The sequence below is a fragment of the Corynebacterium sp. UMB10119B genome, from assembly GCF_030228125.1.
Classification (GTDB): Bacteria; Actinomycetota; Actinomycetes; order Mycobacteriales; family Mycobacteriaceae; genus Corynebacterium; species Corynebacterium pseudogenitalium.
Map to the genome: position 1 here is coordinate 44,372 of NZ_JASPBG010000003.1, position 26,352 is coordinate 70,723.

Consider the following 26,352-nt stretch of genomic DNA (forward strand, 5'->3'; position numbering starts at 1 on the left):
AACCCCCGTGAATACACCCTGCGCACGCGAGTGACACCGCGCACACTGGACCCGTTTTTGCGGAATTTTGCGTCACCTATTTTCCTTGACATGTAGGGTGAGGGGCAGTAAGTAACTTCGCTCTGTGTTATTGGCCATTGCTATTGGAGGTTAACCCACCGTGGGCATCGAACTCGACGATCACTCGCAGTTTGCGAACTACGCACATCCGGAACGATTCGTGTCAGCCGCGTGGCTTTCTGCACGCTTGGGCATGCCGGGTCTGCGGGTGGTCGAAAGCGACGAGGACGCCTTCCTCTACGACATTGGGCACATCCCAGGCGCCGTCCGGATCGATTGGCACAACGACCTCAATGATCCTGTGCAGCGCGACTTTATCGACGGCGAGGCCTTCGCAGAACTCATGAGCGCGCGCGGCATCTCCCGCGACGATACCGTGGTGATCTACGGCGACCGCTCCAACTGGTGGGCCGCCTACACGGCGTGGGTCTTTGAGCTGTTCGGTCACCCGGATGTGCGCATCCTCGACGGCGGCCGCGACGCCTGGATGGGCGAAGAGCGCGATACCTCCTTCGCGGTGCCGGAGTATCCACGCACTGAGTACCCGGTAGTCGAGCGCCAGGACGCACCGCTTCGCGCCTTCGCATCCGAGCTGCTGCAGGAAACACCCGCCCAGCTTATCGACGCCCGCTCGCCCGAGCATTACGCAGGAACAGAGGCGGCCGCACAGGATGGTGGCGTCGATACTCTGCGCCACGGGCACATCCCCGGCGCAGTGAACGTGCCGTGGGGCAACTCCGTGTTCCCGAACGCGCGCCTCAAGGGCAGGGATGACATTGCGCACGTCTATAAAGACTTCGACCCAGCTGCACCGACTGTGGTCTACTGCCAGCTCGGCGAAAGCGCGGCCCATACCTGGTTCGTGCTGAAGCACGTGCTCGGCTTCGAGCAGGTTTCGCTCTACGACGGCTCGTGGGCGGAGTGGGGAAACATGGTGCGTGTGCCAGTGGAGCGCGGCGAACGCTAAGCCATATTGGTTATCAGGCAGGTGGCGGTGGCGTAGTCGCCGTCGTGGCTGAGCGAGAGTGATACGACCGGTCACGTCAAGCTTTGCGAGGACAGGGCGGACCACTTCCCAGCCCATCCCGTTTGTGTTTGTGGGGCTCAAGAGCCTCCTTCACAGGTCTGCTCTCAGCCCATGGCTGTCTGCTATGGTTTATGAGCATGAAACGTGGTGGGGGTACTACAGACCAAGGCTTAACTTGGGTCAAAGATTTTCTGATCATTATCTTGTTCTTGTTCGCCGGGTTGTTTTACTTAGCGTTAATCTTCAAGGACCCAGTAACACGAGAAGCTGCCCTCGATCTAGGCGCTAAGGTGCTGGGACCCTCAATTCCCGCCGCAGTGGCTTTTTACGGAGTCCTGAAAACTCTTGAGAACACACGAAAGCAAGATTTACTTAAAGAATGGCACTCAAATTTGCGTTGGGCGACGGACCTTTGCGTATCAAAAGAGCCAGAAGTCGTCGCCATCGGTGTCGCTGCCATCGATGCGCTTGATGACGCGCCCTTCCTAGGAAATAATGAGAATGACCTCGTCGATTCATTAATCAAGCAAATAACCAGGAGTTGGGACTCCGAGAGCAGGTGACATAAATGGAAAAGCGCCGTACCCCTAATCAAGAGTTTTACGTCCCAAAGACCAACGTTCCTCCGAACGCGGGCCAGATCGCCGCGGCCAAGCTCATCATGAAGCGCCACCGCGAGGGCAAAGGCCGTGTGGAGATCACACCGAAGATCCGTTACCTCGCGAACTACGGAGACTAATTCTGAGTCTCTCCTGCTCTCCAACCCATTGCCAGGTTGGCTGCCAGGAATCACTTTCCCCGTGTCTGCACCCCGCGGCTACGCATAGGATCGCGGCGTTGAGTGCGCACACAAGCTCGGCGGTCACCGGCTGCCGGTCGTGTTTCGCACGCAGCGCAATTCGTGCAGCGTCCTGCAGGTCTTGGAGCAGCTGCAAGTCAGCCCGCGAGGCGATTCCGGCAGTGCTGCCATTTGCCAAGAACTCCTCAGTCGCAAGCCGTCTGGTACGGAGGTTGTCGAAAACCTTGCCCGCCGAATAGATCACTGAGGCAAAGTCGTCCATCCGTAGCATGCCTCGTAGTGTAACGCTGGGGTGCCACGTGGCGTCGGCAAGCAGGCACTTGGACGAGTGCCCTGTGTGTTCCGGCGCCAAGCACGAACCCCCTGGCACGCAGTAAGCGCTGGCTCGTCGACAAGCACAAACTGATAGTCTGTCGCCAAATGCTTTCCGACGCCGACCCAGGCAGCGTCACCACACCCCTCTCATCTAACCCCAGGACGAAACCATGACACGCATGCTTTTCAACCGCGCATCAGCTGCCACTCTCGCGGTATTGGCACCACTGACCTTCACCGCGTGCAGCTCCGAAACAGACACACCACCCGTCATCACCATTACACAGACCACCGTGGTGGAAGAGCCCTCGTCCTCAGACACCCCTGACACCGCCTCATCGCCTGCCAAGCAGCCAGCGCAGCAGAATAATGCGGATGCGTGTGTCCAGCTACCCAATGATCCACGCGAGGCATACCCCTCCAACTCGACGCCCGGGCGCATGCCCGCTGATGATGGCAGCGACTTCAACTACTGGATCGAGGACATCGACAATCGCTACGACCCGTGTCAGCGTCTGAGCTGGATCATCTTCCGCGGCTCACTCGGGGACAAGGACCGCCCAGCTGGCACCGGCGCCTCCATTACCGACGGAGTAGCGTTCTATGTCGACGGCAAACCAATCAAAGAGATGAAGGCTTTCGACCGAGTCGACAGCATCACCCCACTCGGGGACGACAGCGCAATCTTCGAATGGTCGGAGCGCGGCAGGTCTACAGCCGAAGGGCTCGTCAACCACTACTCTGCCGAGCTTCGCGCCACCGACGAGGGCATAGCAGCGGTCTCGGGGGACGTCGAAAAGTTCCACGACCGCTGGAGCTCCTCCATCAGCTACCTGCTAGGCACGTATGATTAAGCGCGCCCCCGCGACGCGTTTCATGCACTCCTCGCTATGAGAATCGCTGGGACCTACCGGCAAGTAGTAACATAGGGTGGCAAAATCCGATATATTTCGGCAAAGCTCAGACTCTTTGAGAAAGACGGGATTTTTTGTGCCTATTCACAATCAGCAAGTGACCAAGGTGTTGGTTGCAAACCGCGGCGAGATCGCGGTGCGCATCATTCGTGCTGCCCAGGATGAAGGCATCGCGTCCGTTGCGGTGTACGCGGACAGCGACGCGGCCACACCATATGTTTCCCTTGCCGATGAAGCGTTCGCCCTCGGCGGGGAAACCGCCGCAGAGACCTATCTGGACATGGCGAAGCTGCTCAAAGTGGCGGCGGATTCGGGTGCGGACGCCGTTCACCCCGGCTACGGTTTCCTCGCCGAAAACGCTGAATTCGCACAGAAAGTTATCGACGCCGGTTTGACCTGGATCGGCCCCTCCCCCGAGGCTATCGCCACGCTGGGTGACAAGGTGGCGGCCCGTGCGATCGCCGAAGCTGTCGACGCCCCGATGGCCCCCGGCACGAAACATCCGGTCGCAGACGAACAGGAAGTCCTTGCGTTCGCAGATGAGCACGGCCTCCCGATCGCGATTAAGGCCGCCTACGGCGGCGGCGGACGCGGTATGAAGGTCGCGCATACGCGGGAAGAAATCCCGGAGCTGTTCGAGTCCGCGACCCGTGAGGCCGTTGCCGCTTTCGGCCGCGGCGAGTGCTTCGTGGAGCGCTACCTGGATAAGGCTCGCCACGTTGAGGCGCAGGTGCTCGCGGACCAGCACGGCAATGTCGTGGTCGTGGGTACCCGTGACTGCTCGCTGCAGCGCCGCTTCCAGAAGCTCATCGAGGAAGCCCCTGCACCGTTCCTCACCGATGAGCAGCGCGAGCGCATTGAGCGCTCCGCCGAGGCGATCTGTAAGGAAGCCGGCTACTCGGGCGCAGGCACCGTAGAGTACCTGGTTGGCGCTGACGGCCTGGTGTCTTTCTTGGAAGTCAACACGCGCCTCCAGGTAGAGCACCCGGTCACTGAGCTGACCACCGACCTGGACTTGGTACGCGAGCAGTTCCGTATCGCCCGCGGCGAGCAGCTCAGCATCACGGAGACCCCAACGCCGCGCGGGCACGCATTTGAGTTCCGCATCAACGGCGAGGACCCAACTATCAACTTCATGCCTTCTCCTGGCCCGATCAACGTCTACCGCGAGCCAGCCGGGCCCGGCGTGCGCGTGGACTCCGGCGTGCGCGAAGGTTCGGCGATTAACGGTCAGTTTGACTCGATGCTGGCCAAGCTGATCGTGTACGGCGCAACGCGCGAGGAAGCGCTGAATCGTGCCCGCCGCGCGCTTGCGGAATACGTCGTCGAGGGCATCCCGACCGTGATCCCCTTCCACCGCGCAATGGTCGAGCACGACGCCTTTATCGGCGACGGCACCTCGTTCGACGTCTACACTCGCTGGATCGAAGAGACCTGGGATGGCGAGATGCCAGCCGTCACCGCAGCTGATGGTGAAGGTGTGGAGGGCGAAGCAGGCGTCGATAAGCAGGTGTTTGCCGTGGAGGTTGACGGCCGCCGCATCGAGGTAGCCCTGCCTTCCGCACTCGTGCCCGGTGCGGGCCCTGCTCGCAAGCCGAAGAAGCGCCGCGCATCGGCCGCGAAGACCGCCGCATCCGGCGACGCCGTGACGGCGCCGATGCAGGGAACTTTAATCAAGGTCAACGTGGCAGAGGGCGACACCGTCGCTGAGGGCGACGTCCTCGTCGTGCTCGAGGCGATGAAGATGGAAAACCCGGTCAAGGCGCACAAGGATGGCGTCGTGACGGGCCTGGCCGCCGAGCAGGGCGCTCAAGCGGCCAAGGGCGCAACGCTCATGGAGTTGAAGTAGCCCATGGACTTTAGTTTCCGTCGGGCCACCGAGTCCGACCGCACGTACCTCGAGCGTATTTACTTCCTCGCCGAGGCGCACGGTGATGAATCGAGCGAACTGTTCAGTGACTACCCCACCTACGCCGCAGGCTACATCGGCGACTGGGATCCGGAGCGCGACGGCGGCGTCATCGTCTACGACGCCCTCGGCGTACCGGCCGGGGCGATCTGGCTGCGGTTCTGGGAGGATACCTCCGCCGTGGGGTGGGCAAACCTTGGGCCGGATATCCCCGAGTTCGCCATCGCGATTGAAGCCCGCGCGCAGGGCAAGGGCCTGTCACGCACGATGATTGAGCAGGCTTGCGAGCTCGCGCGCGACAAGGGTGCGCGACAGCTCGCTTTATCTGTCGACGCCGACAACCCCAAAGCCCGCCACGTCTATGAGAAATTCGGCTTCCGGGATGTTGCCGATGCCCCACACCCGGGCACCATGGTTATTGACCTCTAGCCGCTGCTATTGAGCGCCACGATTCGACGATAGAGACGATGTCGGGTGCCGCGGCGACGAGTACGCCCAACACGATTGCCAGCACGACTGGCAACACACCGCGCACTGCGGAGTCATCCTCGGAGGACAGCGAGTCCAGGCGCTTGCCCAACTGCGCCCCTGCCTTCGCGGCCGTTTCTACTGGGCGCTTGGCGGTGTGCACCACGGGGCCGTCGATATGGAACCAGCGCTTGAGCACCTCGATTTCGTCATCGCTGCCGTAGTCGCGGCCGTCTTCCGGGTGAACCGCGCGGGAAAGCCCGCGCACGCCCGACGATGAGGAGATGTTGCTCACGCCCGAGTACGGCCCGATCATTCCTTTGCCTTCGACCCACACGGGTGCACCGGAGTCGCCTGCCTGGCCATTTGGGAGCGTACTGAACACCGTGTTGCCGAGGCGCGCAGCGAACGAACCGCAGCGCTTCGCCTTCGTCACCCCGCCGTAGGTACACACGCGATCCTTCGAGGTCAGCGTCGTGCCTGGGGAAATAAGGGTGTCTCCGCTGAGCCAGTTCGGGCCGAGGGCCACGCCGTCGTCCCAGACCACCATGGCCCAGTCGTTCGCGGTGTAATCCTCCTCATCGCGGTACAACGGCGAGGGGATAAACGTTCCGGTGAGCCCTTCGGCCCCCTGGACGGTGACACGATCCCCGTTGCTGCCACAGTGGGCGCTGGTGTAGCTCACGCCCTGGTTTTTGTCATTCATCGCGACGGTGCATTTCACGTTGCTACCAACAACAATCAGACCCCCCTGCTGCACCACCGGCGCCGCGACCGCAGCCCCGTGTGAGATACCAAGGGCCAACGCCACAGTGACGGCCCCGATGCCGCGTGCAGTTCCTCCTCGCATAGGCCACAGGGTACCGCACGGCCCTGGCTGCGCCTATCCGTAGTAGTCGCGTTACAGTGGCACCATGACACAAAACAAGTCGTTTACTCTACGCCAAGCCACCGAATCAGACCGCATGTACCTGCAGCGCCTGAACTTTCTTGCGGACGTATTCGGCGATGAAACCGCGCCCGTCGGGCACGAGGAGCGCCTCGGGGTGACCGACTACGTGGACCACTGGGACCCGGAGCGCGACGGCGGCATTATCGCCTGCGATGAGTTCCGCACCCCCGCCGGTGGCGTGTGGCTGCGCTACTGGGATGACCCGGATGCAGGCCACGCAAACCTCGGCCCCGACGTGCCGGAGCTCGCCATCGCGGTGGAACGCCGCTTCGCAGGCCACCGGCTCGGCTCGAAACTGCTACGCGCAGTCATTGAGCTTGCAGCGCAACAAGGCGCGCCCCGCGTCGCTCTCTGGGTTGACCCAGACAACGAGCGTGCGCGCCACCGTTACGAGCAGTTCGGCTTCACCACGGTTGCCGACGATGCCAATGTCATGGTGTTTGACTGCAACGTCGGCTAACTGCGGCGAGAAACCCTTTAGGAGATCACGACGACCAGGTCGCCGCCCTCCACCTTGGTTGCCTGCGTGAAGGCGACTCGCTCGATGGTGCCGTCCTTCGTCGCCGAGATCGCGGCCTCCATCTTCATCGCTTCGATAGAAGCAACCTGGTCGCCGGCCTTGACTTCGTCGCCAGGCTTGACGGTCACGTTCACCACACCAGCGAACGGTGCCGCAACGTGGCCTTCCTGCGACGGATCAGCCTTCTCCACCTCGGCGACTGTGGACTCGGCGTTCTCGTCCCTGACCTGCATCGGACGGATCTGGCCGTTGACCGTCAGGATGACCTGGCGCATGCCCTTCTCATCGGGCTCGCCCACGGCGTCAAGGTTGACCACGAGCGGCGGCAGGTGATCCTCGAGCTCGCCGTACCAGATCATCGTCTCCTCACCCTCAACAAGGCCGTAGAAGAAGGTGCGGTCCGACAGGTGGTCCGTGATGCCGTAGGTGCGGCGGTGTTCCAGGAACTCCTTGTACTGCTTCGGGAACAGCAGCTGGTCCAGCGCAGCACGGCGCGTCACGTGGTCCTCGGAATCAAGGTCACCAGCGAGCTCTTCCGGCACGTCCACCGTGTGGTCGACTTCCTGGCGGTCCTCGAGCGCCTTGTCGCGCAGCAGCGGCCAGCCACCCGGAGGCGTACCCAGTTCACCCTGCAGGAAGCCGATGACGGACTCAGGGATGTCGTACTTGCGCGGGTTCTCCGCGAAGTCCTTCGGGTCCACGCCCGCACCCACCAGGTGCAGCGCAAGGTCACCCACAACCTTCGACGACGGCGTGACCTTCGTCGGGCGGCCGAGGATCTCGTTCACCGCGGCATAGTAGTCCTCGATGAGCTCGAAGCGGTTGCCCAGGCCCAGCGCCTTCGCCTGCGTACGCAGGTTGGAAAGCTGACCGCCCGGGATTTCGTGCTTGTACACACGACCGGTCGGGCCAGGAATACCAGATTCAAACGGAGCGTAAACCTGGCGCACGGCCTCCCAGTACGGCTCGAGGTCGCTGACAGCCTGCAGGTCAATGCCGGTGTCACGCTCGGTGTTCGCGAAGGCAGCAACGAGTGCGGACAGCGACGGCTGCGAGGTGGTACCCGCCAGCGGTGCCGACGCCACATCCACAATGTCCGCGCCAGCATTTGCGGCCGCCAGGTAGGTCGCTAGCTGGCCGCCAGCCGTGTCGTGAGTGTGCACGTGAACAGGCAGGTCGAAGCGCTCGCGCAGCGCCTTGACCAGTTTCGCGGCAGCGCCCGGACGCATCAGGCCGGCCATATCCTTGATCGCCAGGACGTGCGCGCCGGCGTCGACAATCTCTTCGGCCAGACGCAGGTAGTAGTCCAGCGTGTAGATGTCCTCGGCGGGGTCGAGCAGGTTGCCCGAGTACGCCATCGCAACCTCGGCGACGGTGGTGTTGGTCTCCAGAACAGCCTCGATAGCGGGGCGCATCTGGGAAACGTCGTTGAGGGCGTCGAAGATGCGGAAGATATCAATGCCTGACGACGCCGCCTCGTTCACGAACGCCTTCGTCACCGAATCCGGGTATGGGGTGTAGCCCACGGTGTTGCGGCCGCGCAGCAGCATCTGGATATTCACGTTCGGGATGGCTTCACGCAGGGCGTCGAGACGCATCCACGGAGACTCGTGCAGGAAGCGCATGCCCACGTCGTAGGTGGCGCCGCCCCACGCCTCTACAGAGGCGAGCTGTGGCGTCATGTGGCCGACGTGCTTCGCCGCAGCGACCAGCGTGTTCGTACGGATGCGGGTTGCCAGCAGCGACTGGTGCGCATCGCGGAACGTCGTCTCGGTCACCCCGAGAGCCGTCTGGTTGCGGATCTTTTCCGCCCACTTCGTCGGGCCGAGCTCCAGCAGGTCGTCGCGGGAGCCACGTGGCAGGTCGCCGTAATCGAACTCCGGCAGTTTCTTCGAAGGACGAATCGAGGTCGGGCGTGGGCCGTTTGGCTTATTGACGGTCACGTTCGCCAGGTAGTCGAGGATCTTGCCGGCATCGTCAGCCGCGGCAGGAGCCTCAAGCAAGAACGGGTGATCGTTGATAAAGCCGGTGTTGATGCGCTTGAAGCGGAAGTCCTCGTCGGACAGCAGCGCGCGCAGGAAGCCAATATTGGTGGAGACACCGGTGACGGTGAACTCGTTAAGCGCGCGCAGTGCGCGGTCGACGGCAACCTGGAAGTTACGGCCACGGCACGTCATCTTCACAAGCAGGGAGTCGAAGTTCGGGGTGATCTCGGTACCGACGTTCGCGGAGCCGTCGAGACGCACACCCGCACCGCCTGGGGAGCTGTAGCCGGTGATCACGCCGGAGTCCGGACGGAATCCGTTGTTCGGGTCCTCTGTGGTGATGCGGCACTGCAGCGCGGCACCGTTCATCTCGATGAGGTCCTGGGTCAGGTGCACGTCCTCGAGCTTCGCGCCCGCAGCGATGTACATCTGGTTCTTCACGATGTCCACGCCGGTGATTTCCTCGGTGACGGTGTGCTCCACCTGGACACGCGGGTTCATCTCAATGAAGACGTGGTTGCCCTGCTCGTCGACGAGGAACTCGACGGTACCGGCGCCCTCGTAGTTGATCTCCTTACAGAAGTTCACCGCGTCCTGGCAGATGCGTTCACGCTGTTCCTGCGTGATGTGCTGTGCCGGAGCGATCTCGACGACCTTCTGGTGACGGCGCTGCAGCGAGCAGTCGCGCTCGAACAGGTGCACCACGTTGCCGTAGGAGTCCGCCATGATTTGCACCTCAATGTGCTGCGGGCGGATGACCGCGCGCTCGAGGTACACATGGCCGTCGCCAAACGCTGCCTCCGCCTCGCGGGACGCCTCTGCTGCGAGGCGCTCGACATCTTCGATCTTCTCGATGAAGCGCATACCACGCCCGCCACCACCGGCGACTGCCTTGACGAAGACCGGGAAGGTGAATTCCTTCGCAATCTCGGCGAGCTCCGCCGGGTCAGTTGACGGCTCGGAGTCCTTCAACGTCGGCAGCCCGGCGCGCTCAGCAGCGTGCACAGCGGCCGCCTTGTCACCAGTCAGCTCAAGCGCCTCTGGGCTTGGGCCGATGAACTTAATGCCGTTGTCGCGGCAAGCGCGCGCAAGGTCTGCGCGCTCCGAGAGGAACCCATAGCCCGGGTAAATTGCATCGGCGCCGGTCTCTTTCGCCGCACGGATAATTTCGTCGATGTCCAGGTACGCCTTGACTGGCTGGCCCTCAACACCAATTCGTACGGCTTCGTCGGCGAACGGTCGGTGGTAGGACTTTCGATCCTCGCGCGGGTACACCGCGACAGTTTTTGCGCCAGTCTCAAATGCTGCGCGGAAGGCACGAACCGCGATTTCGCCACGGTTTGCTACCAAGATCTTTTTGAATGCCGGGAGGTCATTCAGGGGGAGCTGCTCCATCGATGCAATCCTTCCATACTGTGACATGCGTGACAGTTTGAATGTTATTTGGTTGGCCTGACAATCCTAACGCAGGTTGGCGCCACACCACGGGAAAATGCACAATTGCATCTGTTCCCATAGCGATTACCCCCCAAGTTGGGGTCAGCGGTCAACGCATCTCATATAAAAACAAACAAAACGGATGGTCCGCCCCAAAGGCAGACCACCCGTCGTTCTGGCTTACTGCGGCTGGTAGGTGCCGTCCAGGTGACGCTCCTCCGGGCCGTTGTACGCGGACAGTGGGCGAATCAGCGAGTTGTTCTCGTACTGCTCAATGATGTGCGCGGTCCAGCCGGTGATGCGGCTCATCACGAACAGCGGCGTGAAGAACTCGATGTCAAAGCCCAGGATGTAGTAGGACGGGCCGGACGGGAAGTCCAGGTTCGGGCGGATGTTGATGGACGTGTTCTCGTACATCGTCTTCGCCATGATGTCGTAGATTTCCACCCACTTCTCGGCGCCCTGGTCCTTGTGCTCCGCGGCGAGCTTCTTGAACGCTGCCTCCATGGTCGGCACGCGCGAGTCGCCCTTCTTGTACACGCGGTGGCCGAAGCCCATGACGAGCTCCTTGTTCTTCAGCTTGTTCAGGCACCACTGCTCCGCGTTGGCTGGGTCGTCGATTTCCTTCATGTGGTGCATGACGAACTCGTTCGCGCCACCGTGCAGTGGCCCCTTCAGTGCGCCGATAGCCGCGGTGATCGCGGACCAGGCGTCGGACTGTGTGGAGGTCACCGTGCGCGCGGTGAAGGTGGACGCGTTGAAGGAGTGCTCCGCGTAGAGAATCATGGTCTTCTCGAATGCCTCGATATCCGACGGGATGGTTGCCGGGGACCCTTCTTCGTCGCCGAAGACCATCCAGAGGAAGTTCTCCGAGAAGCCCTTGTCCTTGCTCGGGGCGATGTAGCCCTTGCCCTGGCGGCGGCGAATGTCGGTGGCCACGATGGTCGGCAGCTTCGCCAGCAGCTCGGTACCGATCTTGCGGATGTGGTCAGCATCCGGGGTGAACTTGTACTCGTCGCGGGTGCCCAGGAAGGACACTGCGGTGCGCAGCACGTCCATCGGGTGGCAGTCCTTCGGCAGGTAGTTAATGACCTGGATGAGCTCCTCATCGATGTCGCGGTTGTTCATACATCCGAGGCGGAACTCCTCCGCGCCCGACTTGTCAGGCAGCTCGCCGTGCCAAAGCAGGTACGCAACCTCTTCGAAGGTGCAGTGCTCTGCCAGCTCGTGGACCGGGTAACCGTAGTACAGCAGGGAGTTCGTCTCAGGGTTGACCTTGGAGATTGCAGTGTAGTCCGCAACGACGCCGGCGAGGCCCTTCTTGATTTCTTGAGTGGTCATGGGATGAAGTCCTTTCGGGATAGGGATTGGGTTAGGGATGCGGGATAGGGATTACTCGAATGTGGACGAGTAGGTGTCCTTGGAATATGTGAAGACGGACTGGTCGAACTGGTTGAAGTCTTCGTACTTGACCAGCTCGTATAGGCGGGACCTGTGCTGCATGCGGTCCAACCACGGCTCCTGCGTGCCGGTTTCCGCGATGTCGCGGAGCATGGCCTCGGTCTGCCCCATTGCGAGGCGGAACGTGGTCACCGGCCAGATCACCGCGTTATAGCCGAGGTCCTGCAAGGTTCCGGCGGAGAGCAGCTTGGTCTTACCGAACTCCGTCATGTTCGCCAGCAGCGGGATATCGACGGCCTTGCGGAAGGTCTCGAAGTCCTTCTCGGTATAGAGTGCCTCCGTAAAGATAAGGTCCGCGCCGGCATCTGCGTAAGCCTTGGCCCGCTCGATTGCGGAGTCGATGCCCTCGATGCCAGCTGCGTCGGTACGCGCGCAGATGACGAATGCATCGTCGTGGCGCTCCTTTACTGCGGCGCTGATGCGTCGCACCATCAGGTCGCGCGGCACCACTTCCTTGCCGTCGAGGTGCCCGCAGCGCTTCGGGTTCACCTGGTCCTCCAGGTGCAGCGAGGCAAGCCCCGCGGCCTCGAACTCAGCCACAGTGCGTGCTGCGGACATCGGTTCGCCGAAGCCGGTGTCGGCGTCGATAAGCACTGGAAGGTTCGTAGCGCGAGCGATGTGCCCGCCGCGCTGGGCGACCTCCGTCAGTGTGGTCAGCCCAATATCCGGCAGGCCTAAGTCGTTGGCAAGTACCGCGCCGGAGACGTAGACCCCTTCGAAGCCACCGATGTCCTCGATGAGCCGAGCCGTCAGCGGATTGAACGCGCCGGGCAGTTTTGTAATTTCGGCGGACTCGAGTGAGGCCCGCAGCGCCAGTCGGCGCTCATTTGGCGTTGTATCAGGAACAAACATCTTAGAAAATCCCTCCTGGGATCTGAGGAGCATTGGCTTGCGCGTCCGCGTTCACCTTGATGTTGAGCTTGCTCAAGTCGGTGAGCTGCTCGAGGTTCTGCACGTCTTCAAGGAAACGGTCCTGCTCTTCCTTATCGACGATCCCCTCCGCCAGCGTGCGGAACTTCTGGATGTACTGCTCACGGGCAAACGGGCGCGCCCCCAATGGGTGAGCGTCCGCCACGGCCATCTCATCCTCGATGACGGTGCCGTCGTTGAAGGTGATGACGGCCTTTGCGCCGAACGCCTTCTCGGCCGGGTCCTGCGAGTGGTAGCGACGCGTCCACTCCGGGTCCTCCACCGTGGAGATCTTGTGCCACAGCGTGATCGTCTCAGGGCGGTTCGCGCGCTCAGGAGCGTAGGAATCAACGTGGTGCCACGTGCCGTCCTCGAGCGCTACGGCGAAGATGTACATGATCGAGTGGTCGAGGGTCTCGCGGGACGCCTTCGGGTCCATCTTCTGCGGGTCATTCGCTCCGGTGCCGATGACGTAGTGCGTGTGGTGCGAGGTGTGCAGCACGATCGACTCAATATCGGCGGTGGACTTACCGGCATCCGCGATGGTCTGCTTCATGCGGCGCGCCAGGTCGATTGGGGCCTGCGACTGGTACTCAGCCGAATGCTCCTTGGTGTAGGTATCCAGGATTGCGCGCTTTGCCTCACCGTCTGCAGGCAGTGGCACCACGTAGGTGCGTTCTGGGGAATGCAGCATCCAGGCGATGAAGCCGTCCTCGCCCTCCCAAATCGGAGCGGGTGCACCCTCGCCGCGCATCGCGCGGTCAACAGCCTCGATGCCCATCTTGCCCGCGAATGCCGGGGCGGACGCCTTCCAAGAAGAGATGAGGCCCTTGCGGGACTGGCGCGTCGCCGTCGTGGTGTGCAGCGCCTGGCCAACTGCCTGGTAGATGGTGTCAATGTCCAGGTTCAGCATGGTGCCCAGACCCGCCGCAACAGATGGGCCGAGGTGCGCCACGTGGTCAATCTTCCACTCGTGCAGGCAAATACCCTTAACCAGGTTGACCTGGATCTCGTAGCCGGTCGCGATACCACGGATCAGCGCCTTACCGTCGAGGCCCTTGTGCTGTGCTACTGCGAGGATCGGCGGAATGTTGTCGCCCGGGTGGGAGTACTCCGCCGCGAGGAAGGTGTCGTGGAAGTCCAGCTCGCGGACCGCTGTACCGTTGGCGAATGCGGCCCACTCTGCGGAGTAGGAGCCGTCGACACCAAAGATCTGCGCGCCACCTTCGGCGACCGGGTGGGCCTCCGCCATCACGCGAGCGGTGGCGACTGGGCGGCGACCGTAGGAAGCGACGGCGACCGACGCGTTGTCGATAATGCGGTTGATGATCATCTCAGTCGTCTCAGCTGGAACCTCTACCGGGTCTGCTGCAACCTTGGCGATCTTGTATGCGAGGTGCTCTTCAATCGGGAAATCTTCTGCCGAACGGTGCGTGCGCACGTTGTGTTCGATCATCTTGGCTCCTTCGTCTTCGTTGTAGTTCCGCTACCGCGAAACCTCGTTGATGTTGCAGCTCATACTAGTGAGCCAAATGTGATGCGGGCCATGATTTTCGCATGTAAACTTCTGCGTACAAATTCTGCTACTTGTGCAAATTCTGTTAACTACGCAGTACACGCATACAAAATGGGAGAAAGGTACGATGGCAAAGCTGTACGCGGGGGCAAAGATACAGACGCTCCGCCATGAACTCGAACTCACACAAGGCGAAATGGCCCGCCGCATAGACATCTCAACGAGCTACCTCAACCAGCTCGAAAACGACCAGCGTCCACTCACCGTCAGCGTGCTCCTCCAACTCACCCACGCGTTTCAGCTCTCCACCACTTTCTTCTCCCCCGATGAAGACCAACGCGTGGTCAACGAGCTTTCCGAGCTACTCCCCGACGTCTCACAGCCGAAACTGCACGAGTTCGCACAGCGCTTCCCCGACATCGCCAACTCCCTACGGGCGCTGACTTCACCCGAGACCACCGACTCCGAACACCCCCACGCACTCGTGCGCGAATTCTTCCAGAACCACAAGAACTACTTCCACGAGCTCGACGTTGCTGCCGAGCAGCTCGCAGCGCACGCCGCGAACCGGCAACTGCGACTGACACGCCTCGCGGCAACCTTCGACAGGGAATACGGCATCCAAGTGCGCTTCAACCAATACGCCCACGGCCCCCGCTCGACCCTGCAGCACGACCAGCGCGAGATCCGCCTACGCACCGGACTCACCGAGTCCCAGCAGTGCTTTGAACTCGCCTACCACTACGGCCGCACCGCCTTCGCAGAGCTCATCGACGAGTACGTCCGCGACACTTTCGACGAATCGACACAGCCCGAGCCCGTCCAGCTCGCGCGCCACGGGCTGGCGCAGTACTTCGCCGCCGCTGTCACCATGCCCTACGCGGAGCTCCTCCAAGCTGCCGAAGAAACCCGCTACGACATCGACGTCATCTCCGCGCGCTTCGGCACTGGTTTCGAGTCAACCTGCCAACGCCTCGCGACGTTGCAGCGCCCCGGCGCAGAGGCGATTCCGTTCGTCTTCGTGCGCACCGACCGGGCAGGCAACATATCGAAGCGGCAGTCATCGACAGCCTTCCACTTCTCGCGCCACGGTGGGGGCTGCCCGTTGTGGGTCGTGCACCGCGCGTTTGAAACTTCGAATAGAGTGACGCGTCAGGTCGCCGTCATGCCGGACGGCCGGACCTACCTATGGATTGCGCGGATGGTGCAGGGCCCCGTCGTAGGGTTCGATTCCCCGCGCCGGGAACACGCTGTGGTGCTGGGCTGCGATATCGCATTCGCCCAGCGCATGATTTACGCCGACGGGCTGAACATCTCCCCCGAATCGGCAACACAAATCGGCCCCGGCTGCGCTACCTGCCCACGAACATCCTGTCCGCAGCGAGCGTTTCCGGGGCCGCCTAGTTCTAGCCCGAGCGCTAGTCCAGATCAGACTTAGCAATCAGCCTGCGTGCCGCCTCCGTAATCGAACCGGACAGGGACGGGTACACCGCCATCGAATTCGCCAGCTGACGCACAGTCAGGTCGTTGGCTACCGCGATGGTCAGCGATAGAATCAGCTCGGAGGCAGTCGGTGCGACAATCACGCCGCCGAGTACCTGGCCGGAGCCCTTGCGGGCGAAGATCTTCACAAAACCGTGCTGGAGGGAACGCATCTTTGCGCGAGGATTCGTCGCCAAGTCGAGCTTGTAGATGTCCGCGTCAACCTCGCCGTCGGTGATCTGCTGCTGCGTCACACCAACCGCGGCGATCTCCGGGCGGGTAAAGACCGCGTTGCCCACCGTCTTCAGGCGCACCGGTGACACGCCCTCGCCCAGCGCGTGGTCGACCGCAATGCGTCCCTGCTGCGCCGCGACCGATGCCAGCGGCATCAGGTCGCTGCAGTCACCCGCAGCGTAAATACCTGCAACGTTGGTACGCGACACACGGTCAACAATGATGTGGCCCGACGGGGCGACTTCCACACCGGCCGCCTCCAGGTTGAGGTCCGCCGTGTTCGGAATCGAACCAATGGACATCATCACGTGCGAACCGGCGATCTCGCGCCCGTCCGTCGTGCGCACAACCACGCCGTCGCCAGTGTTCGTCACCGACTCCACGCGAGCGTGCTTCTCCAAGTGGACGCCACGGCCCGCGAGCACCTCCTCGAGCACGTCAGCGGCATCGGCGTCATCGTGCGGCAGGATGCGGTCACGCGAAGCAACCATGGTCACCTCGACGCCCAGCTCAGCGAACGCAGAAACAAACTCAGCACCGGTCACACCGGAACCGACCACGATCAGGTGCGTCGGCATCTCCTGCAGGCTGTACATCTGACGCCAGTTCAGGATGCGCTCGCCGTCCGGCTCAGCGCCCGGCAGCACGCGCGGGTTCGCGCCGGTGCACACCAGCACCATGTCGCAATCAATAATCTCGGTGTCTTTGCCCTCGCAGTGCACCTCCACGCGGTGCGTGGTGTGACCGTGCTGTTGGTCCGTAAAACGAGCGCGCCCCTGGATAAGGCGCACGCCACGCTGCTCCAACTGCTTAGCGATGTCACTGGACTGCTTATCAGCCAGCGCGATCACGCGCGCGTTCAGGGCGGTCAGCGAAAGCTGGGCTTCCCCAAGCCCGTGGTTGAGCCCCATGTCGTCTGCACGGCGAAGGTCCGTCTTAATGTTAGCGCCGGCGATAAAGCTCTTCGAAGGAACAACGTCCTTGCGGATAGCGGAGCCGCCCAAACCATTGTCTTCCACAATGGTGATATCGGCCCCGTACTTTGATGCAACCAGCGCAGCCTCGTAACCAGCTGGCCCTCCGCCAATGATGACGATCTTCTTCGACACCTACATACTCCTCAACGGTCTTCGTCGTTCGCACAAATACCTGGCTAGTCTACACGGCCGCCCACGGCTTCGTTACCAACCAAAAGTTGCACTAGCTGAGGTTTTCGGCGTACTTTTCGACGACCCCTCCGAACAAACGCACCCCAACTTCAAGTGCTCGCTCATCAATATCAAGGTTGCCTTGGTGCAGGTCCTGCATCTCTCCCTCACCGCTCCAGGCACCGAGCCGGAACATCGACCCGGGGACGTGCTCCAGGTACCAAGAGAAGTCCTCCCCGCCCGAGGACTGCGGCGCGGTCACCACCGCGTGTGGGTCGATCCTGCGCCCTGCCTGTACCCCGATCGCCGTCGCGGCGTCGTCGTTGAGCACCGGTGGCACTCCCCGCATGTAGTCGAGGTGGTACGTGCATCCGGTCGGTGCGACGACGAGGTCGATCAGGTCAGTGACCAGATCTTCGAGGATCCGCCACGTCCCGATATCCGCTGTCCGCAACGTGCCCAGTAGCTCGCCTGTCTTCGGGATCGCGTTCGCCGCGTCGCCCGACTCGACGTGCCCGAACACCAACACCGTGCCCGTACGTGGGTCGACCCGGCGCGACAGCAGCGCCGGCAACTGCGTAATCAGCGCCCCGAGCGCGTAGACCACGTCCGCCGAAAGCTGCGGGCGAGAGGTGTGGCCGCCAGGCCCGTTGACCGTAATGCGCAGCACGTCCGACGCCGAGGTAATAGCGCCCGTGCGCACACCGATCTGGCCTACGCGCAGTTTCGGTTCGGCGTGGAGGGCGTAAATGCTCGCGACATCCTGCAGCGCGCCCCACTCGATCACGTCGAGCGCACCGCCGTTCATCACTTCTTCCGCCGGCTGGAAGATGATGCGTACGCCGAGCGGCAGCTGGATCGTCGATAAGGCGCACGCCAGCGCGAGCGCCACCGTCGTATGCACGTCGTGGCCGCACGAGTGGGAAACGCCCGGGTGCTGGGATGCGAACGGCAGGCCGGTTTGCTCCGGCACTTTCAGGGCGTCGATGTCGCCGCGGAACGCGAGCCGCTTGCCGTCCTTTGGGCCCAGGTCGACGTAGAGTCCCGTGCCGGGAAAGAGGACGGGCTCAAGGCCGTGCTCACGCAGCACCTTCGCGATGAACTCGGTGGTGGCGAACTCTTGGTTGGAAAGCTCCGGGTAGGAGTGGAAGTGACGGCGCCACTCCACCATTGTCGAGTGATGTTCCTTCACCCATTGGTCTACCGCGCGCGCAATTCCTCCGGCCGTCATCGTGTATGTTCACCCTTCACCCAGCATTTGTGCGCGTGGCTCCCACTGCGCCTTATTGTGGCAATGATTCTACGCTCATCTCCGCCGAATCTTGTGACTGGTCGTGTTCGTCCACCTGCTCCTCGTCCGCTGGAAGCAGCTGCAGCGGCGAAACATCGAGCGCGGCAGCGATCCGGTAGATCGTCGAAAGCGTGGGGTCAGCAGCCCTATTCCTGTTGTAGCTATTGCGCTCCAGGTTAGAGAGCAGCGAACGAGAGATCCCCGCCCGCTCCGCCAGGTACGCCTGCGATAGCCCCTGCATTGTTCGCAGCGCGCGGATCTTCTCCCCTAACGCAAACGCGTAGCTGGCCCAGTACTGGTCCGAATCCACATCCGAAAAACGTGCGCCAAGACTCCCTTGAAAGAACACGTATACCCCCTCGTGTACGTAACAAACTTCCGGTGATTATATCCGACGCACGTTACTTTGACTAGAGGTCAATATTGCGTGGCCCGTACAACCTATCTCCGGCGTCGCCGAGGCCCGGCACGATGTACGCGTCCTCGTTGAGTCCTGGGTCAATGACGGCGGTGATCAGTCGCACCGATCCGCCGTGCTGCTTCAGCTTGTCGACGCCCGGCTGCGCACTGACCATGCACACACAAGTAATGTCGTCTGCCCCACGGCCTTCCAACAGTTCAATCGCGTGGATGAGGGAACCTCCCGTGGCCAGCATCGGGTCAACCAAGAACACCGGCTGTCCCGACAGGTCGTCGGGCAGCGCCTCGAGGTATGGAACCGGCTCGTGCGTCTGCTCGTCGCGCGCCATGCCGATGAAGCCGACCTGCGCGTCCGGGATCATGGACAACGCCGGGTCAATCATTCCGAGGCCGGCACGGATGATCGGAACAATAATTGGGGGCTTTTCCAAGCGAACGCCGGTGGCTGTTGCAACCGGCGTTTTGGTTTCAAAGGTTTCGGTTTTCAGGTCACGCGACGCCTCATATATCAGCATCGCGCCCAGGTCAGCGAGTGCGGCACGAAACGCGGTGTTGTCGCTTCGCTCATCGCGCATCAGTGTCAGACGGGAGGCTGCTAGGGGGTGGTCAACAACGGTAATTTCCATGATTCACATGGTAATTGAAATTCGGAGGGAACCGTTTACTGACTCCGTGCGTCCAATCTCTTATGACTACTTTCGCTTTTGACCAATCAACGATCCATTCGCACGCTGACTCGCTACGCGACGACGCCGCTGCGCTCCAACCACTGCCAAACGTTCCGGTTCCCAATGTGTGGCCGCTCGCGGAGTTCAGCCAGGCGCTCTCGCAGGCCGTGGAGCAGGAAAACGCGAGAAGCGAGGCTTTGAGTGAGGAAGCAAGCCGCGTCGCTTTCGCGATGCTCCTGGCTGTAAAAGCGGCCATCAGCGTTGATGAGCGATTCAGCAACCTTCTTCAGGCGGTGTTGTGATGGCTGCACTGGCTGCGGGCATTGACCCGATCGCGGCAGCGCAGCTCATTCTGCGACACGTCCCTGCCCCACTTCCCCAACTCCCATTCCTTTCCACTCCAGATTTTTCCGCCATCGAGCCCCTTGCCGCGTTCGTAGGGGCGCACCCTGCGGGCCAGACGCTGCGCAATGCTGCGAACCTGCTGGGGAAAGATCGCGACACCATTGTGAAGATGTTCGGTCAGGCGAGCAGCCTCGTGTTCTTTGCCGCCAAAGACCTGAGCAATATCGTGGTTGACCTCATCCGAGACACCCAACCGCTCCTACCACTGTTGCTCAACCCTGCAACTGCGATCGGAGCGGGGATCAAGATCGCCGCCCAGGTCGCGTGGGCGGTCACCCAGGCTGGGCTCACTCTCAACGGACTGGCGAACGACCTCGCACCACTAGCCAAGCAGCTCTCGGAGATCGTGGCACACGCAGCGAGCCAACCCGCTATTGCCGCATCCTCGCAAGCAAAAGCCGCCATGTACGAGCTCGAGCGCCTCATCACAGCCCGCGAACTCCCTCACGCTAAGAACGAGGTCACCCAGCTCGCCGCCGTTCAGCAGGCGGGACCTCCTCCCTCCCGGGGTGGCTCGGCAACTGGTGAAGCTGCGGTCGCGGCGGCGAAACAACAGCTCGGCACACGGTACGCGTGGGGTGGATCTGCGCCCGGCGGGTTCGACTGCTCCGGGCTGACAAGCTGGGCGTATCGGCAGGCCGGTGTGGAGCTGCCACGCCTAGCTCAAGAGCAGAATATCGGGCAACAGGTCCGCTACGAGGACCTGCAACCGGGCGACCTCGCGGTGTGGGATGGACACGTTGCCATGTACGCCGGTGACGGGATGCTCATCGAAGCTGGCGACCCAGTTCAGATGAACCCGGTGCGAACAGAAAACATGGGAATGGCCTTCAAAGGTTTCTGGCGTCCAACAGCGTGATAGATTTGCTGCATGATTACCCGTGCTATTTTGCCCGTCAAGCTTTCACTGACCGACGGCGATTTCTACACCCTGTGGGCGCCAACCTGGAAGGAGCACGGCTCCGAGTGGCAGGCCTTTTTCGGCGATGAAAACTCGGTGCTCGTCTTCGAATCCCCCGAGGCGCTGCTCGCATACATCAACAACACGCCGAAGCACGACCTGGCGGACCACCCCAAGTGGGAGCAGTTTTCGAACCAGGGCGACGACCGTGTGGTGCCGAATGACAAGCAGTACTTCGACATCATTGGTGCACCGGAGTTGCTGGCTGGCCGCCCAAGCCACGAGAACGTCTCGCACCTGTCCCGCGTGTTGCAGATTTCGCGCTCCCTCGCGGAGGTAGCGGCGGCAGAGCCAGCACTGATCTTCTTCGCCTCTCACTCGATTTTGGGCAACGTCAACCGCGGCTCTGATCACTACCAGGGCGAGAACGGCCTGGACGAGTGGTCTGGTGTCGGCCGCGTCGTGCTGGCGAACTGGGAAGAGGTAGTCAAATCCCTCGACGAATCGGTCCGCGTGGTGAAGACGGACTCCATCGACGCGGCAGCGGTCAGCGCCGCTGCCGCAGCTATCGAGGCCGCACAAAAGGCCCGCGAAGAGGCGAAGCAGCAAGCCAGCGAGGCCGAGCGTGCTGAGCAGGAGGCGCAAGACCCATACGACAACTCCGCGTGGGCACGTGCCGGAATCGACCCAGTGAAGGTTTCCATCCAGGGCAAGAGCGTCTACACGTTGCGCACCTACTTGGGCTCCAACCCGGTATTCCTGGGCAAGTACGGTGAAATCTTCACGTTCCCGTCCACCAAACACCTTGGACGCTGGATTATCGAGAACGATGACCATGACCTCGCCGCAGTAGCAACCTGGCCTGACCTGGTTACCCTGGCAAACGCTGGTGAGCTCGAGGTCACCGTCCACCCGGACAACTCCTACTCCTTCAACGGCATCGCGCAGGACATCAAGCAGGGCGTCGATAGCGTCGATACCAAGCAGATGGCGAAGGCCTACGAGCTGCTTGCCGACGCCGCCGACTGGGCCAAGGACGACTCGCTCAATTCATTCCTCCTGGCAAACCCACGCATGCAGGACTACCTGGCGTACATGCTGGGCTCCACCGAAGCCGCAGGCTACGTCCCATCTGCGCCGTTTACGGATAAGGCTGAGGCGTGGAACGAGATGGAGCTGCAGCTCATCAAGCGCTTCTCCAAGTTCTAGTCGCAGCCTAAATTCCTGAGGCCGTCGAAGACGCCGGATTCTGGCACACGTAAAATGTGCCACCATGGACCAGGTCGATCCGTTAATCTCCGCTATTTATCGTTGGTTCGATGTATCCGGTGTCTTACTGATGGGCATCATCGGTGGCACAATCGCACGCCACCGTGGCTACGACATCATCGGGTTTTTCTTCATCGCGATGCTCTCCGCACTCGGCGGAGGCATGCTTCGCGACGTCCTCATCAACGAAGGCACCGTGGCCGCAATGAGCCAGCCGGAGTACCTCATCCTGGCCTTTACCGGCGCGGTGATCGCGCGCTTTACATACTTCAAAGGGCGCGCGTGGAGCGTGTTTGAAAGCCACGGCGACGCCTTCGTCTCAGCGCTGTGGGCGGCCACCGGGGCGTCGAAAGCCCTGACGTACGGGCTGCCGGTCCTGCCTGCGATCATGATGGGCGTGTTCACCGCGACGGGCGGCGGCATGATCCGCGACGTCGTCACCGGCCGCGAGCCGAGTGTCTTCGGCAACAACCAACCAACGGTCATTCCAGCCGTGGCATGCTCTGTCATCGTGCTGCTTGGGCACGCCACGGGCCACATGGCGATCGGGATGGTGCTTGGCCCGATGGTGAGTTTCGGACTCTTCCTGCTCGGCTACTACGGAAACTGGCGAATCTCCACGAACTCCGAGTTCGCGCCGGTAAACCAGACCGCGGCACACCTCGCGGAACTGGCTCGGAAAGCGGAGCGTCGCTCACGCAACATCGCGCGTGAACTCGAGCCGACCCGCGTGCGCTCCTGGCGCCACCGCCAGATGGAAAAGGCGCTCCAGCGCAGGATCGAATCGGAAGTCAAGCGCGGCAAAGGCCGTTCGGAAGCAGTCCACGAGGCGGATGCGTTCCTCCAGGAGTTCACATCCCAGTTCGAGGCGATCAACGTGGAGGAAGGCCAGGATGTGGCGGAGGGGGCGTCGACAAGCGAGTCGCTGCTCGACGGCATCGGGGTGGATCTCTCCGGCGATTCCTACGACGAGGACCGCAACCTTGATCAGACCGCCAGCAAGATGCTGGACATGATTCTGCAGGACGACAAACTCACCGACGAGCTCATCGAGCGGCTGGTCAAGCAGTACGAGGCACGAAACTCTTAGAGCGCCGCGGTGCCGAAGGCCCAGCCAGCGCCGAAGGTGATGGCAAGTCCAAGCCCACCGCCGATGACCAAGCGCAACACGGCGCGCGTCACGCTCGCGCCACCAGTGCGAGCAGAGATCGCGCCAGTTGCCGCCAGCGCCACGAGAGTCACAATGAACGTCGACGCCACACGCCACGAGTCTGGCGGAAGTAGCACCGCAGCAAGCGGCAGCAACGCACCGAGGAAGAAGGAAATGAACGACGCAATGGCCGCGGACCATGGGTTCGCAAGGTCGTCCTCGTCGATGCCGTAGTGCATTTCCAAGTGGGCCTTGATGGGGTCCTCGGCGGTGCGCTCCTTCGCCACCTTCAGCGCCGTCTTCGAGCTCAAACCAGACGCGACGTAGCCTGCGACCAGGTGCTCGAACTCCTCGTGCGGGTCCTCCTTGTGCAGCTCAAGCTCGCGCTCAATGAAGGCGCTTTCCATATCCCGCTGGGAGGACACGGACACGTACTCGCCGAGCGCCATCGACACTGCGCCACCGATCAGCGCGGCGATGCCGGCCGTAGCGATCGCGGGAACGTTCGGGGTAGCACCCGCGACGCCGACGACCACCGCGGCCGTCGAAACGATGCCATCATTCGCGCCGAGCACTGCCGCGCGCAGCTTGTTCAGCCGCTCATTCATGCCTTCAACCGCAACCATGCGCTACATCGTGGCTGAAACTACACACCCGCGCAACAAAGCGCAGCCTCACCAATATCGTGGGTGACCTGGCGTACGATAGCCTGCGATGAACACTGCAATACGCATCGCAAGCGCCGTGTGCGCGCCCCTGTGCCTGACTCTCGCCCCTGCCCCGCTTGCGCAGGCGGAGGATACGACGGTCACGACCACGGTCACACCCCGCCCCGGGTTTTACGACGACTACGGCAACTGGGTCCCCCCTGTCCGCCTCCATGCGCCGGACACGAACAATTGCGAGCGCTCCCTGTGGCCACCCGAGCCAGTATCGACGTCCGAGGCCCGCGAAACCGAGACGCTCCAACCACTCCCCGTAACCTACGAGGGCTCCTGCGGCATCGAGGCGCCCGAGGGATTCCATGTCGATGAGGGGGTGCTCGCGTCCGCGTGGCTGGTCGCCAACCTCGATACCGGCGACGTGATTGCGATGAAGGATCCGCACGGCAGGTACAGGCCGGCCTCGATTATTAAGGTGCTGCTCGCACTCGTGGCGATTGACGAGCTGCCCCGCGAGCAGCGCGTTGTGGTCAGCGAGGAATCCGCTGGCCAGGAGGGCTCCGCCGTCGGCATCGGGGCCGGCGGCGAGTACACCGTCAACGACCTGCTACACGGCCTGCTGATGGCCTCGGGCAACGACGCCGCCCATGCGCTCGCGCAGGCGCTCGGCGGTGACGACGCCACCCTGACGAAGATCAACGCGAAAGCCCGCGAGCTCGGCATGCTCGACACCCGCGCAACCTCCTACTCCGGGCTGGATCGGGCTGGGATGTCCACTTCGGCATGGGATATGGCGCTCGCCTACCGGGCCGCGTTTTCCAACCCGGCGTTCGCCGAAATCGCAGACACCGCCTCCTACCCCTTCCCCGGCTATGGTGACATCCCGGGCTACGAGCTGTGGAACGACAACAAGCTCTACCTCAACGACCCAGACGGCATCGGCGGCAAGACCGGCTACACGGATGACGCGAACCACACGTTTGTAGGCGCAGTCGACCACGACGGCGTGCGTCTGGTGGCGGTAGTGCTGGACACCACGGTGGATAAAATGCGCGCGTGGCAGCAGGCGCAGACGCTTCTCCACGAGTCCTACGCCTACGCCTCCGAGGGCCACACCCACGTGGCGTCGCTGAACCCTGTCGAGGGAACGCCGACGACAACATCGCAGCCGACCGATACCGCTGATGAGCAGCCTGGAACAGCAAAAAGCCAGGGTGGCATTCCCTGGCTTTCCATCGCGCTCGTCGGCGGCGTGCTGGTGGTTACCGCACTCGCCGTCGCGCTTAGTTTCGCGTCAGCAAAGAAACGATCCCGACGCCAATAGCACCAATCGCGGCCCCAATGCCTAGCGCCTTGCCCGATGCCGAGGCGCTGCTAGCAGGGTCCTGGTACGCGCCCGCGCGCACATTAATGATCGCGGACTCCGGGACCTCAACCGGCTCGAGCTCCAACGACTCCTCTGTAGTTGCGGTCCAGGCAGAAACGTAGAGCACAACGCGCCAGATGAGATAGAGCACCACCATCAGCACAATCACTGGGCCGAAGATCGCGCCGGCTGGGTTGCCCGTCGCCGAGCTGACGATCACGGTTGCGAACTGCTTCACCAGCTCGAACGCGACCGCGCCGAGCAGCGCGCCCTTCAGGCCGGACTTCATCGGCACCTTCGTGCGCGGCATGTACGTGACCATCCACCACATAACCAGGAAGTTCGCCAGCACACCGACCAACAGGCCGACGGCCCACACCACGAGGCGGGCCCCCGGGAAGTCACCGAGACCGAAGTGCTCCATCGCCTGCGAGGTCCAGGAGGATGCACCTACAGCGGTCACACCGAACGCCACGATGAAGAGCAGAATCAAACCGATCAAGCCCAACAGGTCCGTCAGCTTCTTCACGACGAAGTTTCCACCATCATTCGCGTCAAGGTTCCACATCGCCGAAACGCCGACTCGCAGGTTGTTCATCCATCCCAAGCCGGACCAGAGGGTTGTGAGCAAACCGACACCTGCGACGGCTCCACGCTGGTCGATCGCTGCCTGTAGCAACTCGTTGACGGTCTCGCCGAGTCCCCCTTCGAGGTTCTCAGTGATTTGGTCCTGCACCTGCTGCATGATGTCCGGGCGCCCGTTCAAAAACATACCGAGGGCAGCGAACAGCAACATCGCCAGCGGGAAGAGTGACAGTACCGAGAAGTACGTAATACCTGCTGAAAGCTGGTTTCCGCCCTGCGCGGAGAAACGCTCGTTCATCCGCATCAGGTGCCCGACCGCCGGAGCCTTCTTCGCAATCTCGTCCGCAGCGCCCTCTGTTTGCTGCTTCGTGGCGCGCTCAATGCCCTGCCGATCGGTGTACTCCGTCTGTGGCGACGTCGAAGTGGCCATCACAGTCCCTTCCCTACGTTTGGTTAGTTACGCTAAGCACACCATCGTAGAGGAAAGGTCCACGATCTA

Annotated in this window: 24 protein-coding genes; 13 read left to right on the forward strand and 11 right to left on the reverse strand. The window is 62.2% G+C overall.

All coding sequences use genetic code 11. The features are described from left to right. The first annotated feature begins 160 nt into the window (after positions 1–160). From QP802_RS04050 to QP802_RS04075, 6 genes are all read left to right on the forward strand, one after another. Complete coding sequence (locus tag QP802_RS04050) at positions 161–1,027, forward strand: sulfurtransferase (protein WP_284817648.1); 867 nt, start codon at positions 161–163, stop codon at positions 1,025–1,027. A gap of 191 nt (positions 1,028–1,218) precedes the next feature. Then, positions 1,219–1,650: a hypothetical protein gene (locus QP802_RS04055; RefSeq protein WP_070975887.1), complete on the forward strand. Its 432-nt coding sequence runs from the start codon at positions 1,219–1,221 to the stop codon at positions 1,648–1,650. Positions 1,651–1,655: 5 nt separating this feature from the next. After that, positions 1,656–1,826: a hypothetical protein gene (locus QP802_RS04060; protein ID WP_168156198.1), complete on the forward strand. Its 171-nt coding sequence runs from the start codon at positions 1,656–1,658 to the stop codon at positions 1,824–1,826. Positions 1,827–2,371: 545 nt separating this feature from the next. Then, positions 2,372–3,055: a hypothetical protein gene (locus tag QP802_RS04065; RefSeq protein WP_256007748.1), complete on the forward strand. Its 684-nt coding sequence runs from the start codon at positions 2,372–2,374 to the stop codon at positions 3,053–3,055. A gap of 136 nt (positions 3,056–3,191) precedes the next feature. Further along, the gene (locus QP802_RS04070) at positions 3,192–4,964 is read left to right on the forward strand and encodes an acetyl/propionyl/methylcrotonyl-CoA carboxylase subunit alpha (RefSeq protein ID WP_284817649.1); all 1,773 of its coding nucleotides are present in this window, start codon (positions 3,192–3,194) and stop codon (positions 4,962–4,964) included. A gap of 3 nt (positions 4,965–4,967) precedes the next feature. Beyond that, a complete protein-coding gene (locus tag QP802_RS04075; RefSeq protein WP_070975883.1) occupies positions 4,968–5,453 on the forward strand; it encodes a GNAT family N-acetyltransferase in 486 nt (161 codons plus the stop codon). Here the strand turns inward: QP802_RS04075 and QP802_RS04080 are convergent. After that, positions 5,440–6,342 (reverse strand): chymotrypsin family serine protease, encoded by a 903-nt coding sequence (locus QP802_RS04080; protein ID WP_256006204.1) that lies wholly within the window; start codon positions 6,340–6,342, stop codon positions 5,440–5,442. The genes QP802_RS04075 and QP802_RS04080 overlap by 14 nt on opposite strands. 64 nt (positions 6,343–6,406) lie before the next feature. Between QP802_RS04080 and QP802_RS04085 the strand changes: the two genes are divergently transcribed. Next, positions 6,407–6,904: a GNAT family N-acetyltransferase gene (locus tag QP802_RS04085; protein WP_070975880.1), complete on the forward strand. Its 498-nt coding sequence runs from the start codon at positions 6,407–6,409 to the stop codon at positions 6,902–6,904. A gap of 17 nt (positions 6,905–6,921) precedes the next feature. On the opposite strand, the gene QP802_RS04090 is transcribed toward QP802_RS04085, so the two are convergent. From QP802_RS04090 to prpD, 4 genes are all read right to left on the reverse strand, one after another. Then, positions 6,922–10,371: a pyruvate carboxylase gene (locus QP802_RS04090; protein ID WP_240492740.1), complete on the reverse strand. Its 3,450-nt coding sequence runs from the start codon at positions 10,369–10,371 to the stop codon at positions 6,922–6,924. Positions 10,372–10,566: 195 nt separating this feature from the next. Next, a complete protein-coding gene (locus tag QP802_RS04095; protein ID WP_070362990.1) occupies positions 10,567–11,727 on the reverse strand; it encodes a bifunctional 2-methylcitrate synthase/citrate synthase in 1,161 nt (386 codons plus the stop codon). Positions 11,728–11,778: 51 nt separating this feature from the next. After that, a complete protein-coding gene (gene prpB, locus QP802_RS04100; protein WP_070975875.1) occupies positions 11,779–12,699 on the reverse strand; it encodes a methylisocitrate lyase in 921 nt (306 codons plus the stop codon). Between the two features lies 1 nt (position 12,700). Further along, the gene (gene prpD / locus QP802_RS04105; protein ID WP_284817650.1) at positions 12,701–14,212 is read right to left on the reverse strand and encodes a 2-methylcitrate dehydratase PrpD; all 1,512 of its coding nucleotides are present in this window, start codon (positions 14,210–14,212) and stop codon (positions 12,701–12,703) included. A 187-nt stretch (positions 14,213–14,399) separates the two neighbouring features. On the opposite strand from prpD, the gene QP802_RS04110 reads away from it, so the two are divergent. After that, the gene (locus tag QP802_RS04110) at positions 14,400–15,710 is read left to right on the forward strand and encodes a helix-turn-helix domain-containing protein (protein ID WP_284817651.1); all 1,311 of its coding nucleotides are present in this window, start codon (positions 14,400–14,402) and stop codon (positions 15,708–15,710) included. On the opposite strand, the gene QP802_RS04115 is transcribed toward QP802_RS04110, so the two are convergent. The 4 genes from QP802_RS04115 to upp all read right to left on the reverse strand — a co-directional run bounded on the left by QP802_RS04115 (position 15,691) and on the right by upp (position 19,473). Further along, positions 15,691–17,097, reverse strand: coding sequence for an NAD(P)H-quinone dehydrogenase (locus QP802_RS04115; protein ID WP_070477660.1), 1,407 nt, complete (start codon positions 17,095–17,097; stop codon positions 15,691–15,693). The two genes, QP802_RS04110 and QP802_RS04115, sit on opposite strands and share 20 nt — an antisense overlap. Before the next feature lie 91 nt (positions 17,098–17,188). Next, a complete protein-coding gene (locus QP802_RS04120; RefSeq protein ID WP_284817652.1) occupies positions 17,189–18,367 on the reverse strand; it encodes an amidohydrolase in 1,179 nt (392 codons plus the stop codon). 52 nt (positions 18,368–18,419) lie between these two features. Next, positions 18,420–18,737, reverse strand: a complete 318-nt coding sequence (locus QP802_RS04125) for a helix-turn-helix domain-containing protein (RefSeq protein WP_070362996.1) — start codon at positions 18,735–18,737, stop codon at positions 18,420–18,422. A 100-nt stretch (positions 18,738–18,837) separates the two neighbouring features. Continuing rightward, on the reverse strand, positions 18,838–19,473 hold the full coding sequence (upp, locus tag QP802_RS04130; protein ID WP_070362997.1) for a uracil phosphoribosyltransferase: 636 nt from the start codon (positions 19,471–19,473) through the stop codon (positions 18,838–18,840). A gap of 62 nt (positions 19,474–19,535) precedes the next feature. Here upp and QP802_RS04135 point away from each other — a divergent pair, with 62 nt between their 5' ends. The 4 genes from QP802_RS04135 (at position 19,536) to QP802_RS04150 (ending at position 23,180) form a co-directional block, all read left to right on the forward strand. Then, entirely contained in the window at positions 19,536–19,817 is a 282-nt protein-coding gene (locus tag QP802_RS04135) for a hypothetical protein (protein ID WP_070362998.1), read from the forward strand. Continuing rightward, the gene (locus tag QP802_RS04140) at positions 19,817–20,779 is read left to right on the forward strand and encodes a C40 family peptidase (protein ID WP_252930952.1); all 963 of its coding nucleotides are present in this window, start codon (positions 19,817–19,819) and stop codon (positions 20,777–20,779) included. The genes QP802_RS04135 and QP802_RS04140 overlap by 1 nt, the downstream gene beginning before the upstream one ends. A 12-nt stretch (positions 20,780–20,791) precedes the next feature. Beyond that, the gene (locus QP802_RS04145; protein ID WP_070362999.1) at positions 20,792–22,030 is read left to right on the forward strand and encodes a hypothetical protein; all 1,239 of its coding nucleotides are present in this window, start codon (positions 20,792–20,794) and stop codon (positions 22,028–22,030) included. Between the two features lie 64 nt (positions 22,031–22,094). Then, positions 22,095–23,180 (forward strand): trimeric intracellular cation channel family protein, encoded by a 1,086-nt coding sequence (locus QP802_RS04150; protein WP_284817653.1) that lies wholly within the window; start codon positions 22,095–22,097, stop codon positions 23,178–23,180. On the opposite strand, the gene QP802_RS04155 is transcribed toward QP802_RS04150, so the two are convergent. Then, positions 23,177–23,866 carry a VIT1/CCC1 transporter family protein gene (locus QP802_RS04155; RefSeq protein WP_070363001.1) on the reverse strand — a complete coding sequence of 230 codons (690 nt, stop codon included), beginning with the start codon at positions 23,864–23,866 and terminating at the stop codon, positions 23,177–23,179. The two genes, QP802_RS04150 and QP802_RS04155, sit on opposite strands and share 4 nt — an antisense overlap. Before the next feature lie 88 nt (positions 23,867–23,954). Between QP802_RS04155 and QP802_RS04160 the strand changes: the two genes are divergently transcribed. Continuing rightward, positions 23,955–25,226, forward strand: coding sequence for a D-alanyl-D-alanine carboxypeptidase family protein (locus tag QP802_RS04160; RefSeq protein WP_070363002.1), 1,272 nt, complete (start codon positions 23,955–23,957; stop codon positions 25,224–25,226). On the opposite strand, the gene QP802_RS04165 is transcribed toward QP802_RS04160, so the two are convergent. After that, a complete protein-coding gene (locus tag QP802_RS04165) occupies positions 25,186–26,283 on the reverse strand; it encodes a YhjD/YihY/BrkB family envelope integrity protein (RefSeq protein ID WP_070477651.1) in 1,098 nt (365 codons plus the stop codon). The genes QP802_RS04160 and QP802_RS04165 overlap by 41 nt on opposite strands. Between the last annotated feature and the right edge of the window lie 69 nt (positions 26,284–26,352).